Origin of the sequence: Lysinibacillus sp. RC79, from assembly GCF_041262405.1 — a bacterium.
Classification (GTDB): domain Bacteria; phylum Bacillota; class Bacilli; order Bacillales_A; family Planococcaceae; genus Lysinibacillus.
In genome coordinates this window covers 138,777-157,143 of the sequence record NZ_JBGCCD010000009.1, presented here as the reverse complement: position 1 = coordinate 157,143, position 18,367 = coordinate 138,777, and the positions used below count along the sequence as shown (strand labels likewise).

The 18,367-nt window shown below is 37.0% G+C and carries 15 protein-coding genes, 1 pseudogene and 2 riboswitches; of the genes and pseudogenes, 4 read left to right on the top strand and 12 right to left on the bottom strand.

The annotated features are described in order from the left end of the window. Positions 1–191: 191 nt before the first annotated feature. Positions 192–974, bottom strand: coding sequence for a TSUP family transporter (locus tag ABH968_RS11495; RefSeq protein WP_370044158.1), 783 nt, complete (start codon positions 972–974; stop codon positions 192–194). Positions 975–1,100: 126 nt separating this feature from the next. Between ABH968_RS11495 and ABH968_RS11490 the strand changes: the two genes are divergently transcribed. Then, on the top strand, positions 1,101–1,883 hold the full coding sequence (locus tag ABH968_RS11490) for a TrmB family transcriptional regulator (protein WP_370044157.1): 783 nt from the start codon (positions 1,101–1,103) through the stop codon (positions 1,881–1,883). Between the two features lie 72 nt (positions 1,884–1,955). Here the strand turns inward: ABH968_RS11490 and ABH968_RS11485 are convergent, their stop codons facing one another. Next, positions 1,956–2,327: a nucleotide excision repair endonuclease gene (locus tag ABH968_RS11485; RefSeq protein ID WP_370044156.1), complete on the bottom strand. Its 372-nt coding sequence runs from the start codon at positions 2,325–2,327 to the stop codon at positions 1,956–1,958. A 194-nt stretch (positions 2,328–2,521) separates the two neighbouring features. Then, positions 2,522–2,632: riboswitch (SAM riboswitch) on the top strand. 158 nt (positions 2,633–2,790) lie between these two features. Here ABH968_RS11485 and metA point away from each other — a divergent pair. Continuing rightward, positions 2,791–3,726, top strand: a complete 936-nt coding sequence (metA, locus tag ABH968_RS11480) for a homoserine O-acetyltransferase MetA (RefSeq protein WP_370044155.1) — start codon at positions 2,791–2,793, stop codon at positions 3,724–3,726. A gap of 72 nt (positions 3,727–3,798) precedes the next feature. Here metA and ABH968_RS11475 read toward each other — a convergent pair whose 3' ends face one another. The 10 genes and pseudogenes from ABH968_RS11475 to plsY all read right to left on the bottom strand — a co-directional run bounded on the left by ABH968_RS11475 (position 3,799) and on the right by plsY (position 12,845). After that, positions 3,799–5,484 carry an endospore germination permease gene (locus ABH968_RS11475; protein WP_370044154.1) on the bottom strand — a complete coding sequence of 562 codons (1,686 nt, stop codon included), beginning with the start codon at positions 5,482–5,484 and terminating at the stop codon, positions 3,799–3,801. Positions 5,485–5,517: 33 nt separating this feature from the next. After that, complete coding sequence (locus ABH968_RS11470; RefSeq protein ID WP_370044153.1) at positions 5,518–5,700, bottom strand: hypothetical protein; 183 nt, start codon at positions 5,698–5,700, stop codon at positions 5,518–5,520. 90 nt (positions 5,701–5,790) lie between these two features. Next, positions 5,791–6,258: pseudogene (locus ABH968_RS11465) on the bottom strand (spore germination protein); the annotation flags it as partial. A gap of 24 nt (positions 6,259–6,282) precedes the next feature. Continuing rightward, the gene (locus tag ABH968_RS11460; RefSeq protein WP_370044152.1) at positions 6,283–6,627 is read right to left on the bottom strand and encodes a spore germination protein; all 345 of its coding nucleotides are present in this window, start codon (positions 6,625–6,627) and stop codon (positions 6,283–6,285) included. A 445-nt stretch (positions 6,628–7,072) separates the two neighbouring features. After that, on the bottom strand, positions 7,073–8,770 hold the full coding sequence (locus ABH968_RS11455; RefSeq protein WP_370044151.1) for a GerAB/ArcD/ProY family transporter: 1,698 nt from the start codon (positions 8,768–8,770) through the stop codon (positions 7,073–7,075). Positions 8,771–8,805: 35 nt separating this feature from the next. Further along, a complete protein-coding gene (locus ABH968_RS11450; protein ID WP_370044150.1) occupies positions 8,806–9,039 on the bottom strand; it encodes a hypothetical protein in 234 nt (77 codons plus the stop codon). 3 nt (positions 9,040–9,042) lie between these two features. Beyond that, entirely contained in the window at positions 9,043–10,242 is a 1,200-nt protein-coding gene (locus ABH968_RS11445) for a Ger(x)C family spore germination protein (protein WP_370044149.1), read from the bottom strand. A gap of 14 nt (positions 10,243–10,256) precedes the next feature. Further along, a complete protein-coding gene (locus ABH968_RS11440) occupies positions 10,257–11,804 on the bottom strand; it encodes a spore germination protein (protein ID WP_370044148.1) in 1,548 nt (515 codons plus the stop codon). 128 nt (positions 11,805–11,932) lie between these two features. Further along, on the bottom strand, positions 11,933–12,223 hold the full coding sequence (locus ABH968_RS11435; RefSeq protein WP_370044147.1) for a HesB/YadR/YfhF family protein: 291 nt from the start codon (positions 12,221–12,223) through the stop codon (positions 11,933–11,935). A 19-nt stretch (positions 12,224–12,242) separates the two neighbouring features. Then, positions 12,243–12,845: a glycerol-3-phosphate 1-O-acyltransferase PlsY gene (gene plsY / locus ABH968_RS11430; RefSeq protein ID WP_370044146.1), complete on the bottom strand. Its 603-nt coding sequence runs from the start codon at positions 12,843–12,845 to the stop codon at positions 12,243–12,245. Positions 12,846–13,539: 694 nt separating this feature from the next. Between plsY and parE the strand changes: the two genes are divergently transcribed. Together parE and parC are read left to right on the top strand one after the other, a co-directional pair. Continuing rightward, complete coding sequence (gene parE, locus ABH968_RS11425) at positions 13,540–15,516, top strand: DNA topoisomerase IV subunit B (protein WP_370044145.1); 1,977 nt, start codon at positions 13,540–13,542, stop codon at positions 15,514–15,516. Then, entirely contained in the window at positions 15,513–17,945 is a 2,433-nt protein-coding gene (gene parC, locus ABH968_RS11420) for a DNA topoisomerase IV subunit A (RefSeq protein WP_370044144.1), read from the top strand. The genes parE and parC overlap by 4 nt, the downstream gene beginning before the upstream one ends. 234 nt (positions 17,946–18,179) lie before the next feature. Next, a riboswitch (TPP riboswitch) is annotated at positions 18,180–18,289 on the top strand. Positions 18,290–18,367 lie beyond the last annotated feature (78 nt).

The window sequence follows — 18,367 nt, the reverse complement described above, 5'->3', positions numbered from 1 at the left end:
CGGAAAGAACCACTGAAACGACGGAAGTAACTTGAAGCGACGGAAAGCCTCTCCTGAGCGGCGGAAGAAACCTCCGAAGTGACGGAAAGACCCTCTGAAGCGACGGATAGAACCTCCGAGATAACGGAAAACCTCTCCGAATTAAAGAAATAGAACGCCAAAGTTTGTCGACAAGCAAAGACGCCGTAGAGCTAGATATCTACGGCGTTTTTTATGTAATCATAAGCATTCTTAGTTAACAAAGTAATCGTTACGATAATAAACAATACGCGGACAAAACCGCTACCTTTTTTAATCGCAACACGCGAGCCTACCATTGCACCGGCAATTTGAGCTATACCCATCAGTAATCCATAAACATAATGAATCTGACCTAGGTAGGCGAACATTAAAAGACCAGCAAAATTACTTGCTAAGTTTAGAAATTTTGCATTTCCTGCAGCCTTTAAGAAATCGAAGCCGACTAATAAAAAGCTAAAAATTAAAAATGAGCCAGTTCCTGGACCAAGGAACCCATCATAAAACCCAATGCTAAATAACAACAGCATGAATAAAACTAAGTGTGTAAACTTTAAATTTTTGACCGCAGCTACTGAACCCCAATCTTTTTTAAAGATTGTATAGATTGCAACAGCAGCAAGCATTAGGAGCATAAGTGGTTTTAGTAATTCAGGATTGATTAAATGTACAGTCCAAGCTCCAAAAAGTGATCCCACAAAGGCTAAAGGAAAGTATTTGATAACTGAACGAATTTCTAGCTGACCGGAACGATAAAAGGAAATGGTAGATGTCAAAGAACCCATGGTACCGGCAAGTTTATTGGTCGCAACCGCTGCTGCTGGATTTAAACCAGCAAACATAAGGGCAGGTAATGCAATTAAGCCACCACCACCAACGACCGCATCCACAAAGGCGGCTAAAAATCCAAAAGATATTAATAATATGACTACATTTAAATCTACTTCAAATAGCATGCTTACACCTCTTCTGATAGTTACTACTGAAATAGTAACTAAATTTCGCGAAGCTGTAAAGACTAATTTTTTTCATTGGCTTATCTTCATAGCCTTAACTTATAATAGAGGAAATGGAGGGATTCGATGGAATTATTAATCGCCCAATTAAAAGAACTGGGATTCACAGAATATGAAGCAAAGGCCTATACTGCACTCGTCCAAAATAGTCATGTGAGTGCCTATCAAGTAAGTAAAAATTCTGGTATCCCACGTGCAAGAATATACGACATACTTGATGTACTCGTTGAAAAAGGGTTAGTACTAAAAGAAGAAACTGTCGATCAAACGACTTACTCTTCCATTCCTGTTGCTGTGTTTTTACAACAAATTCAGCAACGTTGGCAATCGAATTTTACGTCGATTAGTGATCAATTAGAAAAATTAGAGGTAAAAGAGCAGGAAGCGGAGCATAAGGTTGTCACGCTAAAAGGAAAAGAGGCAATCGTCAATTACTGTCAGTCATTATTAAAAAAAGCGCAGAAAAAAGTACTATTATCAATGTGGGAAGATATGTATGAAGAATTGCGAGAAGATATACATGAGGTCGCGAAGCATATCCCTGTTCATGGGATTACCTTGTATGTGGAGGACCATTTAGCTTCCATTGACCAGCACCGTATCACTCGCTATACGAGGAATGCGTCTACACCTCATTGGTTTATTTTATCGATAGATGGCAAGCAAATGATTTATGGTCACTCACCGTCAAATCAAGAAACGGCTTTTATTACAAATGATCCTGTTCATATTTATTTATTAGAAGATTATATATGGCATGACGTGCTTGTCAATCGACTATTAAAGCGCGATGATAAGGAGCTTGGAGAATGGATTACTAAAGAACGTAAAGCCTTTTTCTTAGAATGAAAGTATTGAAAAAGAATCTGCAAGCCATCATGTACATTACAGAGGGCAAGCAGATTCTTTTTTCGTTAAATATTAATAAAAAACTTTATCAACATTGTATTTAGCGCGGAATGAATTGATCGCGTATGTTTCGTAAATTTCACGTTCCATTGGATCTTCCACTTCATACACTTCAATTTTGAAAATTTCATTACGGTGATTTTTCATCGGTGACACATTGTCCTCGAAATGCTTTTTAATACGTTGACGGATTTTACGTGCTTTACCGACAAATAATAGTTCGTTCTCTTCATTGTAGAATAAGAAAATACCACCGTTTTCACGTGTGATTTTATGGAAATCAATAAAACCATGGTACGGTGTGATTGGTACATCACCTGGCTTTAAATCTTGTTCGCGTTGGCGAATCACTAAATCTGGTTTTGGAAATTCAATTTTAATCAAACTATTCACGTTCCTCTCTGTTACTAAAGGTATATGTTAACATAAATACAGCATGTTTACCATCAATTCATGATGTAAACATTCAAGATTAGTGTTAAACAAATTACCCAATGACATGCATAATTAATAACAAAATATTCTATGTATTATTGATATTCTTAATTGTTCATGTTACAATTCTTTTTAATTAAATAATCTTATCATGAGAAGTTGAGGGATTTGGCCCGATGACGCTTCAGCAACCTCTAACAAAAGTTAGAAAGGTGCTAATTCCAGCAAAGGATTTGTCCTTTGAGAGATAAGAGTGAACGTGGAAAAATCCTTCTCATTCTATCTCAACTGGAATGAGGGGGATTTTTTAATTTCATCGTTTGACATAATCAACTTTGCGCAGGGCCCGTGCATTGATATTAAAGCACTAAATGATTTTAACAGAGAGAAATTAAAGAGAGGGGAATGCAAGATGCCAATTAATATTCCGAAAAACTTACCAGCTGGAGAACATTTACGGGAGGAAAAAATCTTTGTAATGGAAGAGGATAGAGCAAAAACTCAACAAATCCGTCCGTTAAATATATTAATTTTTAATTTAATGCCGGAAAAAGAAAAAACAGAGCTGCAATTACTACGTTTATTAGGTAATACACCGTTACAAGTGAATATTACATTTTTAAATACAGCTACGCATGAATCGAAAAATGTCAGTAAATCACATTTACAGTTATTTTACACGACCTTCAATCAAATTCGTCATCGCCGTTATGATGGCATGATTATTACGGGTGCACCAGTAGAAAAAATGGCATTTGAAGAAGTGAACTACTGGCAGGAAATTTCAGAAATTATGGATTGGTCCAAAACAAACGTAACATCAGTCTTACATATATGTTGGGGTGCTCAGGCGGCGTTATACCATCATTACGGTATCGGTAAAATTGAGCTTCCTGCTAAATGCTCAGGTGTATATTCTCATGTCATTACGGATTTAACAGTGGATTTAGTACGTGGCTTTAGCGATTCATTTACGGCACCACATTCACGTTATACATCTGTATCAATTGATGAAGTACTCAATCATCCTGATTTACGTTTACTATCTTATTCAGAAGATGCTGGTGTTTTCATTGTGCAATCTAAGGATAATAAAAACATTATGATTACTGGCCATCTTGAATATGATGCGACAACGTTAGCTGATGAATATAGTCGTGATGTTGCGAAAGGATTAGATATTGATGTACCTGTGAATTACTTCCCACATGATAATCCAGCAAATGAACCGATTAATTCGTGGCGTGCCCATACACATTTATTATTCTCGAATTGGTTGAACTACTATGTATACCAAGAAACACCTTACGAGTGGGATTTCGTTGATGAAATTGAATATCATATATAATGCTATTTAATAGCTATTAAAAATGATGACCTTTTTATTACAGGGTCATCATTTTTTTACGCCTTTATGTTGTTAATTTTCTAATGAATTTTTATTTTTATCACTTTTTGGAGTATTGCCGGTATCGCTATCATTTTGTGTAGTATTGCTGCTACTATCACTCTGCGATGGATTTTCGTTATTACTACTACTTGCACTTTGAGTAGAATCTTCGTTATTATTACTACTTACATTTTGAGTAGCATTACCGGTGTTGCTACTACTTTCATTTTGAGTAGTATTTCCGGCATTGCTATTACTATCTCTTTGAGTAAAATTATCGTTATTACTACTACTTGCACTTTGAGTAGCATTTCCGGCATTGTTACTACTTGCATTTTGAGTAGAATTATTGTTATTACTATTACTGGCACTTTGAGTAGTATTTCCGGCATTGCTACTACTATCACTTTGAGTAGAATTATCGTTATTACTAGTACTTACATTTTGAGAAGCATTTCCGCCATTACTGCTACTTTCATTTTGAGTAGCATTTCCAGCATTGCAATTGCTATCACTCTGTGAAGAATTATCGTTATTATTGCTACCTGCACCTTGTGTAGCATTTCCGTTTTTACTACCACTTTCATTCTGTGTACTACAATTACTTTTTGTATTATTTCCTTGATTACCGTTAATTTTGCGAATTTTTGCGACAAGTAGTAAAACTAATGGTAATAAGATTGCGAAAATAAAGGAAAAAATAGGCCAGGTTTCTCTATTGTAAATATCTGAATGAATGATACTAGGATGAACAATTAGTGAAAGTCCAAGGATAATCATTCCGAATGGAAAAATGAGCGGTCGATGATTGTTAATTTTACATATTTGTGCGATGCCGATGACCCCAGCGTAAAAAAACATAAAAGTTTTAATATAAATTGATATTATCCACATGGCTGCCATAATCACTTCAATACGCTGCAAAAAATTCCCGATTGAAATTCTTTGGGCTAATGAATAGCTAGGAAATGTCCGAGCAGCAGTATTTGCTGGACCTAGGACAAGGATAGCCAGTGTGATGATAGCAATTAAGACAATACCTCCAAGAATTGTGCCAATGTAAAAACCTTTTTGTGCTGATTTATGGACGTTAACAATAGAAGGAAAAATCATTAATAATATGACAAGTGGGAATGAAAAAATACTCATTAATCGAATAATACTAAAGAATAATGATTTTGTTGGTACTTCCATTATTGGCTGTAGATTTTCCATATGGACGGATGGTGAAATACAAACTACAAAAAAAATAAAAATTAAAATAAACATTGGGAATAGTATTTCTGCAGAACGGGCAAAAACTTCAATTCCTAGAAATGCTGCATAAATAATGATAATACTGAACAGAAAAGCAAAGGCCATCGTAGGTGTTTCTGGCATAACTTCTGTTTTCATGAAAATGCCAATGAAATATAATAATTCACCGGCAGAAAGAAAGGATAGAATAATAAAGCCAATCGAAGTTATTTTTCCGAAAAAGCGACCTAATATCTTTTCATTAGCCTCTACAAATGTAAGGGTAGGTGTCCGTTTTCCTAGAGTAACGAAAAGCTTTATTAAGAGTAAACTTAAAACGACACTAATGATCGCTGCAATCCAGGCATCTTGTTTTGCTTCACTTGTTACACTAGCGGGGCTAATTAATATGGCTGTCCCAATTGAAGAGAGAAAGGTAATGATCATAAATTGTCTTGAGCTAATTATTTCTTTTTCCATATGAACACTACCTTTTTTCTTAAAAGTTCCTTATTATTTTGTCAGGGAGACAATTAAATCTTTAATTGGTGAAAAAATAAAAGTAAGCAAGTCTAGTGGGCTCGGAATTTTGATTCTTAACGAGACCCCAATATTTAATGCAACGCCGATCAATAAAAAAATCGAAAAAATAACAATCGTTTTCGTTTCTTTATTTAAATTAAATTTTGGAATCATTCGTTTGATTCCTTTTTTTGTATTAAAATATTTATGACACCTGACATTATTTTTTTGACTAATTAAGCGTGGTCGAGTCAATAAAGCTCAACGAGGGAACAACACTAGTGCGTCTTTTAGATCCTTTAGAATTAATGGGCCGAATGGACTTAAATATGGAACACCAAAAGTTCGTAAGCTGCATAAGTGTAGAACGATGATCATAAGGCAAAACATTAAACCAAACAATCCAACTATGGCTGCTAAAATCATTAATGGGAAACGAAGTGCACGAACTGTATTAGATAAGCCGTAAGCAGGGAACAGGGAGCTACAAATGGCTGTTAATGCCACAATAATAACCATTACGGCTGATACAATTCCAGCCTCTACGGCAGCTTGACCGATTACTAATGTTCCAACAATGGATACGGCTGGTCCAATGGTTCTTGGCCATTCGAAGACCTGCTTCTCTTAACACCTCAAAGGCTATCTCCATAATGAGTGCCTCGACTATGGCAGGGAGGGGACTCCTTCTCGTTGAGATGCAACACTTATTAGCATAGGAGTTGGTAACATCTAATAAAATGACCGTATCACCATTCAAAATTGAATTGTACAGTGTTGGAAAATATCATTAACATCGCCGACTGTTAAACTAGAATCTCTTAAACAGCGAATAATCTTGTCTGTTTCTGTCTCATGAGTTGCCTCAATATCAAGCATTAGTTTGTCAATTACAGATTCAGAAATGCTTATCTTATCGGTTAAGCCATCTACATAAATAATCGCGAAAGCATATTTTTCAGCTTTTCCAACGGTAATTTCTCGTAGGATAAGGTCATTGCTATTCCCGAGTGTGTTTTTAATTATCTTCAAATTTTGAGAAAGAGAACTATACAGTTGATCGCTGTTTTGGGAGGTATCAGTAATTTTAGAAATAGACATTTTCATTCCTCCTCAAGATTTACATAACTATAGAATGTACAACATTGAGAGAAGATAAACCAAGGTTGGGATTGAATTCATATAACATCTTTCAGCGGTGTCCAAACATCTGTACCTGTCGCTAGGCTTTCGGTACAAAAGACATCCGCTGAAAGAAGTTAAAGCCTCCGGCGGATGTCACGGAATCGGAAAGGAGTTCTTAAAGGATGTTAGCCTAAAATCATCGCATCCATGCGATAACGGCTAACTGAACTGCATCCTGTTGCTGACGCTGCTGCGTTAGCACTGCGCTTTCGCACAAAAAACATCTGCAGGCCTAAGCACAAAGCCGACCCCGGACGCAATTATGCCGAGACATAATTGATTAATTTTCAATAGCAAATGTAAAGAAAAAATGATGACCATGAAATGATCAGGGTCATCATTTTTTTATGCCACTATGTTATTAACTTTCTGGAGAATTTTTATTTTTATCACTGTTTGGGGTATTGCCGGTATCGCTGTCATTCTGTGTAATATTGCTTGAAGCGTTATCACTTTTGCTCGGTGAAGGATTTTCGCTATTGCTGCTACTATCACTTTGAGTAGGAATAACGTTATTACTGCTACTTTCATTTTGAGTAGAATTATCGTTATTACAATTACTTTCGTTTTGTGTAGTATTACCGCCATTGCTGTTACTATTACTTTGAGTAGCATTTCCGGCATTGTTGCTACTTGCATTTTGAGTAGAATTATCGTTATTATTAATACTTGCATTTTGAGTAGCATTTCCGGCATTGCTGCTACTTTCATTTTGAGTAGAATTATCGTTATTAATATTACTTGCATTTTGAGTAGCATTTCCGGCATTGCTGCTACTCTCATTTTGAGTAGAATTATCGTTATTACAGCTACTTTCACCTTGTGTAGCATTTCCGGCATTGCTACTACTATCATTCTGTGAAGAATTATCGTTATTATTGCTACCTGCACCTTGTGTAGCATTTCCGTTATTACTACCATTTTCATTTTGTGTATTACTACTACATTGTGTAGCATTTCCTTGATTACCATTAATTTTACGAATCATCGCGACAAGTAATAAAACTAATGGTAATAAAATCATGAAAACGAAGGAAAATATTGGCCATGTATCTCTATTGTAAATATCTGAATGAATGATATTAGGATGAACAATTTGTGAAATCCCAAGGATAATCATGCCGAGTGGAAAAATGAGCGGTCGATGATTTTTAATTTTAAATAGTTGGCTGATACCGATAACCGCAGCATAAAAATACATAAAAGTTCTAATATAAATTGATATGATCCACATGGCTGCCATAATCACTTCAATACGCTGCAGAAAATTCCCGATTGAAATTCTTTGAGCTAATGAATAGCTAGGAAATGTCCGAGCAGCAGTATTTGCCGGACCTAGGACAAGGATAGACATTGCGATGATCGTAATTAAGACAATCCCTCCAATAATTGTGCCAATGTAAAAACCTTTTTGTGCAGATTTTTGGACGTTAACTGCGGAAGGGAAAATCGTTAATAATACAACAAGCGGGAATGAAAAAAGACTTATAAATCGAATCATACTAAAGAATAATGATTTTTTTGGTGTTTCCATTATTGGCTGTATATTTTCAATATGGATGGATGGTGAAATAAAAATTACAAAGAAAATAAAAATTAAAATAAAAATTGGACATAGTATTTCTGCAGAACGGGCAAAAACTTCAATTCCTAGAAATGCAGCATAAATAATGATAATACTGAACATTAATGCAAAGGCCATCGTAGGTGTTTCTGGCATTATTTCCGTTTTCATGAAAATTCCAATGAAATATAATAATTCACCAGCAGAAAGTAAGGATATAATAATAAAGCCAATTGCAGTGATTTTTCCGAAAAAACGACCTAGTATCTTTTCATTAGCCTCTACAAATGTAAGGGTAGGTGTTCTATTTCCTAAAGCAACGAAAAGCTTTACTATGGGCAAACTTATAACGACACCAATGATCGCTGCAATCCATGCATCTTGCTTTGCTTCGCTCGTTACACTTGCAGGGATAATTAAAATGGCTGTGCCAACTGAAAAGAGAAGGGTAATGATCATAAATTGTCTTGAACTAATTATTTCTTTTTCCATCATGAACGATACCCCTTTTCTTAATATAAAGTTGCCTATTATTTTGTCAGGGAGACGATTAAATCTTTAATTGGTGAAAAAATAAAGGTAATTAAGTCGAGTGGGCTCGGAATTTTGAGCCTTAATGAGACCGCAATATTTAATGCAGCACCGAGCAATAAAAAAATCGAAAAAATAACAATCGTTTTCGTTTCTTTATTTTTTTTTAATGTTGGAATGAAGGCAAAGGCAATACCAGCAGAAATGATTAGTATGAATATCGTCATAATCATAGCTTATTCTCCCTTCGTCTTATTCACTAATGAGTTTTCCAACGTCCCTAATCCTTGTGTGTTCACATGTACTTCAACTTTAACTGGTAGCTCTTGAAATATAGTTAGCCAGTCTTTTTTTATTTTTTTCCACTCTTTAGGATTTGTGCGATGAAGTGCTTCACCAAATCCAAAAATATCGACCCGATAATTTTGCTGAACTGTTCGGATTGTTTCTTCGATTCGTTTTTTAATAAGTTCTTCCGTTTTTTTATTGACGTTTAGAATCGATTTTTCTTTAGTAAGATCTATATTACATTCAACTTCTCCGACATTTTGGCTAGCATCTATAGAAACATTGATTTTGGGAGCTCCTTTTTCAAATTCACCTTTTATTTTCGTCTTTGAGTGTGTAATTTCAGTTGATAACGTACCTCCCTTAGGGCAAGCAAGAATTTCAATTGTACTTTCTATTTTGTCCCTTAAATAACCTAGGCTTCTACTCTCATCTTCCGTTAAATTCCCAATGAGTTTATCTTCTTTAAATACAGCTAAGCCCGTATACCTCAATAGCACAGGAGATTTCGATCTTTTAACATTCGTCTGTTCCATTCCAACATTTTTATCCCCATGGATTTCAATGGCAGACATGACTACACTTTTTTCTTTGTTATTTAAAGTATTGATCAATTCATCAATTTTAATGGATTGAGTTGTACCCCAAGTTTTCTCTGATGTTTTAAGAGATTTTAGCATTTTATTAGCGGGTACTTTTTCGATAGGTGTTAATACATTTAAAACTTCATCGGCAGTCGCGTCATGAGCAACGATGACATCGAAATCATTTCTGAATTCATGATCTCTTGAAATTAAATCTAACGGTTCGCTAATTCCCTCTTTTGCTAATTCATCACCGAGCACAACTATTTGTAGATGAGAAAAATAAAGTTTTCTAGCAGTTACTGTTGTCATTTTTCTAATAGCCTCAAAAACCGTTGTACCTTTTGAATGGTAGGTAATAACAGGTGATCGTCCTGAAGTAGGCTGTTTTGAGGAGATTTCACCAGGATCTACAACTTGAACAGTTATTTCAAATTCATTATCTACTTTATCTATTCCTAATGCTGCGACAATCGCTAATTCATTGAGTTCACGCTTACTCCAGCAACCACTTAAAAATAAAGTAAGAATCATTAGTAAACATATTGCCTTAAATTTTGCCATGGTTCATTCCTCGTTTACACATTCGTTTGATTCCTTTTTTTCGTATTAAAATATTTATGACCTCTGACAGAGTTTTTTTGACTAATTAAGCGTGGTCGAGTCAATAAAGCTCTACGCGGGAACAACACTAGTGCATCTTTTTGATCCTTTAAAATTAATGGACCGAATGGACTTAAATATGGAACACCGAAAGTTCGTATGCCACATAAGTGTAGGAGGATGATCATCAGGCCAAACATCACACCAAACAATCCGACGATTGCTGCTACAATCATTAATGGGAAACGAAGAGCACGAACGGTATTGGATAAGCCATAAGCAGGGAACAAGAAGCTACAAATGGCTGTTAGTGCCACAATAATGACCATTACGGCTGATACAACTCCTGCTTCTACAGCAGCTTGACCGATCACTAATGTTCCAACAATGGATACGGCTGGTCCAATGGTTCTTGGCATTCGAAGACCTGCTTCCCTTAACACCTCAAAGGCAATCTCCATAATGAGCGCCTCTACAACGGCAGGGAAGGGGACTCCTTCTCGTTGAGATGCAATACTTATTAGCATAGGAGTTGGTAGCATTTCTTGATGGAAGGTGGTGATCGCTACGTAAAGCGATGGCGCTATCAAGGCTAAGCCAATTCCAAAAAATCTCAATAAACGTACAAGAGAACTAATCATCCAATGCTGATAATAATCTTCAGCAGACTGTAAAAAAGATGTAAATAGGGCCGGTACAATTAGGACAAACGGTGAACCGTCCACTAAAATAGCAATTTTACCGTCTAATAGTTCACCAGCAATAACGTCAGGTCGTTCAGAATTATAAACTGTAGGGAATATAGTGGATTTAGAGTCTTGAATAAAATCCTCGATATAGCCGCCTTCCAAAATGCCATCAATGTTAATACGATCTAATCGGGCAAGAACCTCCGATACTATTTTGTCATTCGCAATGCCGTTTACATACATAACGGCAACTTCCGTTTTCGTTACCTCACCGATAATACGGGACTTGATCCAAAGATTCGGACTTTTAATTTTTCGACGGACAAGGGCCGTGTTAGTACGTAACGTTTCCGTAAAGGATTCCCTTGGTCCTCTAATGACCGACTCTGTTGATGGCTCCATTACCGCTCTATCTTTTGCACCTTTTGTACTTGTCACGATACCAGTTGAAGATTCATCTAATAAGATGACCGTATCACCATTCAAAATAGAATTGTACAGTGCTGAAAAATTGAAAATATCATTCACATCGCCGACTGTTAAACAAGAATCTCTTAAATATCGAATAATCTTTTCTATTTCTTCATCCTGATTATCCTCAATATCAAGCATTAGTTTAGAAATCACAGAATTAGAAATGCTTATTTTATCGGATAAGCCATCTACATAGATAATCGCCAACGTATATTTTTCAACTTTTCCAATGGTAATTTCTCGTATGACAAGGTCATTACTATTCCCGAGTGTATTTTTAATCATCTTCAAATTTTGAGAAAGAGAAGTATACAGTTGGTCATTGTTTTGGGAGGTATCAGCAATTTTAGAAATAGACATGTTCTTTCCTCCTCAAGTTTTTACGTAAATATAGAATGTACAACTTTGAGAGAAGATAAACCAAGGTTGGAATTGTATTCATTAAAAAAAGCAGTGTTCCCTTCGCATAAACGAAAGGAAACACTGCTTTATTTTTTATACTCATATTTTAATTCGTCATTTGTAGCATCCACATCTACATGTAAATTGTGATCATTGAAAAACCATAAATCTTTTTCATCAATATAATAGGTAACATCGTCAATAACTGTCTTTACACCAATGTTGATTGGTTCTTCACGTGTCATACCAAGAGAAAAGCCTTCGTGAAAAGGACTGGAACCACCATATCTAGCATAAAAACGAATAGTATCTCCGGATTCTACTTCCATCTCTTGTTTGAACCATTGTAGTGCTTCATCTGTTAGTACGATATTCATTAGAATGTTCCTCTCCTCGTTACAGCCATTTCACCTTTGGCTCGGTACCATTTTTAATGCGGGCAATATTTGCTCGGTGACGATACATGATAAAGGTAAATAAACAAGCTACTAAAATACCTAACGCAAAATCACCTGTAACAAAATAATAAACGATTGAATAAATAAGTGCTACTAAAGCGGCAATCATGGAAGTTAAACTTACAATCTTCGTTATTTTTAATGTTACAATAAAAGCAATAAATAGTAAGACAAATAGAGGCCATGAATATCCTAAGAGAACCCCTGCTGATGTTGCCACCGCTTTCCCTCCGCGGAAACCTGCGAAAATCGGGAACATATGACCAATAACGGCTACTAGTCCAAGTATTAGAGAGTGGATAGACACCTCAGAAAATATAGGAAGAGCTACGAGTAATACTGCAGCTGTACCTTTTAAGACATCCATAATTGTTACTACTATTCCTGCTTTTTTTCCTAAAATACGAAAAGTATTTGTCGCACCTAGATTACCACTTCCATGTTGACGAATATCAGTTTTATAAAAAATTTTGCCTATCCATAAGCCTGAAGGGATCGAGCCGATTAGATAAGCACATAAAATAATAAGTCCATTTAGCATATTTGGACTCCTTTCATTCATTGATTATTACTTGGTACTAATAATATGTATCAATAATTCTACACTTTTTCTCTATAATCTACAATGTCATGAAGGAGATTTCTTAGTGCATCTTGAATTCATTACAAAAGATAACTATTTTTCAAGGATTTTTATATGTATTTGAATGGAGGTTAGGCTTTTTGACATGATTCATGTAGTCAGCTTGAAAGCCCTTTCTAAAAATATAGGTAGTATGGCAATTTTGTCAATCACACATTCCTTTGGTAGAATAGAAGTCTATCTTTAATTTCTAGAGTAAGCTAGTATGAATCTTCTTTAGACAGAAGAAACCCATTTATTACTGTACCTGTATATTTTTCAGAGAATATTCAAATGCTTTTGAATGAAAGGTCAAAGCCTTCAGCGATTTGGTATCGTTTTGAAAAAGAGTATGACCAGAAGTTAGCCATTTGTTGTTTTATTTATGCAACTAAAGTTTACTGCCCTGCGTCAAGGGAATGGAAGAGTTCTTAATACATATTAAAGCAACTATTGCAAACTTTTCTTCCAGTAAAATAGATCAAAACGCTGAAGCTGTGAGGAAATTTTAAAAATTTATTGGGCCAGCCACTAGATATTGTTAGGAAATGCTATTATGATTAGGAAGAGAATATAAATAGAACATGCGTTTGTTTTTTGGAGGGGAATTTTTTTGGCGAATAAACAGTCACCAAGCGTCTATAATGATGACGCCATTCAAGTATTAGAAGGATTGGAAGCGGTACGAAAACGACCCGGCATGTATATCGGTTCTACAGATGGCCGTGGACTTCATCACCTTGTATATGAAATCGTAGATAATTCGGTGGATGAAGCACTGGCTGGCTTTGGTTCTCATATCATTGTCAAGATTCATAAAGATCAAAGTATCAGCGTTCGAGACTTCGGCCGTGGGATGCCAACAGGTATGCATAAAATGGGGAAACCAACTCCCGAGATTATCTTTACGGTTTTACATGCTGGTGGTAAATTCGGACAGGGCGGTTATAAAACAAGCGGTGGCTTACACGGTGTAGGTTCTTCTGTTGTTAATGCCTTATCTACTTTTTTAGAAGTAACGATTCACCGCGACGGTAAAAAGTATCGTCAACGTTTTGAAAACGGTGGCCATCCTGTGACGACATTAGAAGAAATTGGACAAACAAAACAGACAGGAACACTTGTTCATTTTCTACCAGATGACACGATTTTCTCTGTAACAAAATACAATTATGATACGCTTGCAGAACGTTTACGTGAGTCAGCATTTTTATTAAAAGGCTTAAAAATTGAGTTAATCGATGAACGCGAGGAAGGCAAAAGTGATGTTTTCTTTTATGAGAACGGCATTGAAGCTTTCGTTGCGTATTTGAATGAGGAGAAAGATGTACTTCATCCCGTTAAGTATGTAGAAGGAATTCAAGACGAAATTGAAGTAGAATTCTCCTTCCAATACAACGATGGTTACTCAGAAACAATCCTTTCATTTGTTAACAATGTACGTACACGAGATGGTGGGACACATGAAACTGGTGCCAAGGCAGCGTTAACACGTGTGTTCAATGAATATGCACGAAAAATTGGTTTGTTAAAAGATAAAGATAAAAATCTCGAAGGGACAGACATTCGAGAGGGCTTAGCGGCGATTGTTTCTGTTCGTATACCAGAGCATTTACTACAATTTGAGGGTCAAACGAAGGGTAAGCTCGGGACGAGTGAGGCACGCTCGGCAGTGGATAGTGTTGTCTCGGAGCAAATTTTTTATGTACTTGAGGAAAACGCTGAATTGTCTGCATCTCTTGTGCGTAAAGCTATTCGTGCGCAGCAAGTACGTGAAGCGGCTCGTAAGGCACGTGAAGATGCACGAAACGGCAAGAAGAGCAAAAAAGGCAGTACGATCCTTTCTGGGAAATTAACACCTGCACAATCTCGAAATGCGGCGAAAAACGAGCTGTATTTAGTCGAAGGTGACTCTGCAGGAGGCTCTGCAAAACAAGGACGTGATCGTACGTTCCAAGCCATTTTACCATTGCGTGGTAAAGTCATAAATACGGAAAAAGCAAAGCTTCAGGATATTATGAAAAACGAGGAAATTTCAACGATTATCCATGCCATTGGTGCTGGCGTCGGAACAGATTTCTCTGTCGAGGATTCATCGTATGACAAAGTCGTTATTATGACCGATGCTGATACTGACGGAGCGCATATTCAAGTGCTGCTATTAACGTTCTTCTATCGCTATATGCGACCATTGATTGAAGCTGGAAAGGTATTTATCGCATTACCACCACTTTATAAAGTATCACGGGGTACTGGTAAAAAAGAAGTGATTGAATATGCTTGGACCGAAAAAGATTTACAAATGGCCATTAAAAAAGTTGGCAAGGGTTACATATTACAGCGCTATAAAGGTCTTGGTGAGATGAATGCCGACCAGCTGTGGGATACGACAATGAACCCTGAAACGCGTACATTAATTCGTGTAACGATTGAGGATGGTGCACGTGCTGAAAGACGTGTGACAACATTAATGGGCGATAAGGTAGAGCCGCGCCGTAAATGGATCGAAGCTAATGTAGACTTCGGCATGGAGGATGATTCAAATATTTTAGAAAATGAATTCATCCAACAAGAGGAGGACCAAGCATGAGTAGTACGGAAAAGTTTCAAGATTTACCTTTAGAAGAAGTAATGGGTGACCGCTTTGGTCGCTATAGTAAATATATTATTCAAGACCGCGCGTTGCCTGATGCACGTGACGGTCTTAAGCCTGTGCAACGACGTATTTTATATGCGATGTTTACAGAGGGCAATACAAACGAAAAACCATTCCGTAAATCAGCCAAAACTGTCGGTAATGTTATCGGTAATTATCACCCACACGGTGACAGTTCAGTATATGAAGCAATGGTGCGTATGAGTCAGGATTGGAAGGCGCGCCATATGCTTATTGAAATGCATGGGAATAACGGCTCTGTTGATGGTGACCCACCGGCAGCGATGCGTTATACAGAGGCAAGACTTTCTGCTATTGCAGAGGAGATGCTCCGCGATATTGGCAAGAAAACCGTTGAATTTGTACCAAACTTTGATGATCAGGATATGGAGCCGACTGTTTTACCAGCTCGTTTCCCGAACTTACTAGTCAACGGCTCAACGGGTATTTCGGCCGGTTATGCCACGGACATCCCTCCTCACGCACTTGATGAGGTGCTAGACGGTGTTCTAATGCGCTTAGATAAGCCGAACTCCACTGTTGATGAATTAATGACCGTTATTAAAGGCCCTGATTTCCCAACAGGTGGTATTATTCAAGGTGTCGATGGCATTAAAAAGGCGTACGAAACAGGACGCGGTAAAATCATTGTGCGTGCTCAAGCAGTCGTTGAGCCAATTAAAGGCGGCAAAGAGCAAATCGTTATTACGGAATTACCGTATGATGTCAATAAAGCAAATCTTGTGAAGAAAATTGATGAGCAACGTGTTGATAAACGACTTGAAGGGATTGCGGAAATTCGTGATGAATCGGATCGTACAGGCCTACGCGTTGTCATAGAACTGAAAAAGGATGTTCCGGGACCAGGAATTTTAAATTACTTGTTCAAAACAACTGATTTACAAGTAGCTTATAATTTTAATATGATTGCGATCCATAATCGTCGTCCGACAATGATGACATTGCCATTGTTACTGGATTCTTATATTGCCCATCAAAAGGAAGTCGTGACGAACCGCTCCATTTATGATTTGCAAAAGGCTAAAGATCGTTCGCATATTGTTGAAGGCTTGATCAAGGCGCTGTCCATTTTAGATGAAGTCATTGCAACGATTCGTTCTTCTAATGATAAACGAGATGCGAAAACGAATTTACAGGTGAAGTTTGATTTTACAGAAGTGCAATCAGAGGCAATCGTTAGCTTGCAATTATATCGTTTAACAAATACAGATATCACAGAACTTCGCAATGAACAAGATGAATTAAATAAACTTATCGCCAAGCTTGAAGGTATTCTTAATAGTGAAGCAAAACTTGTACGTGTTATTAAACAGGAACTACTTGACATTAAAAAGCGCTTTGCAGAGCCACGTCGTTCAAAAATCGAACAAGAAATTGAAGAAATTAAAATTACGTTAGATGTTCTTGTCCCAAGTGAAGAGGTCGTAGTGACTGTCACAAAGGATGGCTATATTAAGCGTACATCTACACGTTCACATGCAGCTTCGAATGGTCAAGATTTTGCGATGAAGGATTCCGATTATTTGTTATATGAAGCGAATTTAAATACGCAGCATCATCTATTACTGTTCACAAATCGAGGCAATTATATCTATCAGCCTGTCCATGAACTACCTGATATTCGTTGGAAGGATCTTGGTCAGCATATTTCAAGTATTGTGCCAACCGGGGAAGATGAATCTATTATTGCTGTATACGGTTTTGAAACATTCGAACAGGCCAATACGTATATTTTAACGGCTACGAAAGATGGACAAATTAAACGCTCACTTTTAGCAGATTATGCCGTTACACGCTATTCGAAGCCAATCAAAACGATGAATGTCAAGTCAGGCGATGAAATGATTTTTGTAGATATCGTGACGGACGAGGCAGAACTAATGTTAACGACAGATACGGCTTATGCTATTCGTTTCCCAATGGAGGAATTACCAGTAACAGGTGTAAAAACAGGCGGCGTCAAAGGAATTACGCTGAAAGAGGGAGAGGCATTAGTCGGCGTTAATGTTTTACCGCCAAATGACACGGCATATGTTGCGATTGTGACGCAGCGTGGTGCAGTGAAGAAAATGAATGTAGCCGAGGTAGAAATGACTAGTCGTGCGAAACGCGGTTTAAAAGTGTTAACAGAATTAAAAGCGAACCCACATCGTATCGTGGCTGTAGTCAAGGCTACTAATGACGAACAGCTGATCATCGAAACAGAAAAAGGCGTACAAGAGATTATTGATGTACAAGCATTAACTCGAGCAGATCGCCATTCAAACGGTTCCTTTAAAGTAGATATTGCTACAGACGGTGCCATTTCACATGTATTAACGGCCAAAAAAGAAGAGAAATAAAACTAATTTTCTAGCCCACGCTCCTTTTGAGAGCTGGGCTTTTTATATCTAAATTGAAAAAACAAGCTTTAAGCTATGCCTAATCTATACAATCTAAAGAAGGGAGGGAATCGTTGAATTCAGAAAATAGAATTCAAGATAGAGATGGGCTTTTATATTTACAGCGCTTTCGGCAAATAGAGCCTTGTCATTTCCGGATAGTTATGGGTATAATAATCACGAAAAGTTCATATGGAAAGAATGTAGGGGGGCTGGTGTTGCCAGCTGAGATTGTGTCCGATAGACGCTGACCCTTTGAACCTGATTTGGCTCGTACCAGCGTAGGGAACATCTATTCAAAAAATTTAAATTTTTGATACTGATTACAAAACGTCTGGGAGGAATCCTAGGCGTTTTTTATGTTACAAGCAATTGTTGTATGC

Bases quoted from the DNA above. Each gene is read 5' to 3' on its own strand.
- ABH968_RS11455 (WP_370044151.1), bottom strand. From the start codon at position 8,770: ATGATGGAAAAAGAAATAATTAGTTCAAGACAATTTATGATCATTACC.
- plsY (WP_370044146.1), bottom strand. From the start codon at position 12,845: ATGCTAAATGGACTTATTATTTTATGTGCTTATCTAATCGGCTCGATC.
- ABH968_RS11445 (WP_370044149.1), bottom strand. From the start codon at position 10,242: ATGGCAAAATTTAAGGCAATATGTTTACTAATGATTCTTACTTTATTT.
- metA (WP_370044155.1), top strand. From the start codon at position 2,791: ATGCCAATTAATATTCCGAAAAACTTACCAGCTGGAGAACATTTACGG.
- ABH968_RS11470 (WP_370044153.1), bottom strand. From the start codon at position 5,700: ATGATTCCAAAATTTAATTTAAATAAAGAAACGAAAACGATTGTTATT.
- ABH968_RS11495 (WP_370044158.1), bottom strand. From the start codon at position 974: ATGCTATTTGAAGTAGATTTAAATGTAGTCATATTATTAATATCTTTT.
- ABH968_RS11460 (WP_370044152.1), bottom strand. From the start codon at position 6,627: ATGTCTATTTCTAAAATTACTGATACCTCCCAAAACAGCGATCAACTG.
- ABH968_RS11435 (WP_370044147.1), bottom strand. From the start codon at position 12,223: ATGAATATCGTACTAACAGATGAAGCACTACAATGGTTCAAACAAGAG.
- ABH968_RS11450 (WP_370044150.1), bottom strand. From the start codon at position 9,039: ATGATTATGACGATATTCATACTAATCATTTCTGCTGGTATTGCCTTT.
- parC (WP_370044144.1), top strand. From the start codon at position 15,513: ATGAGTAGTACGGAAAAGTTTCAAGATTTACCTTTAGAAGAAGTAATG.
- ABH968_RS11475 (WP_370044154.1), bottom strand. From the start codon at position 5,484: ATGGAAAAAGAAATAATTAGCTCAAGACAATTTATGATCATTACCTTT.
- ABH968_RS11440 (WP_370044148.1), bottom strand. From the start codon at position 11,804: ATGTCTATTTCTAAAATTGCTGATACCTCCCAAAACAATGACCAACTG.
- ABH968_RS11490 (WP_370044157.1), top strand. From the start codon at position 1,101: ATGGAATTATTAATCGCCCAATTAAAAGAACTGGGATTCACAGAATAT.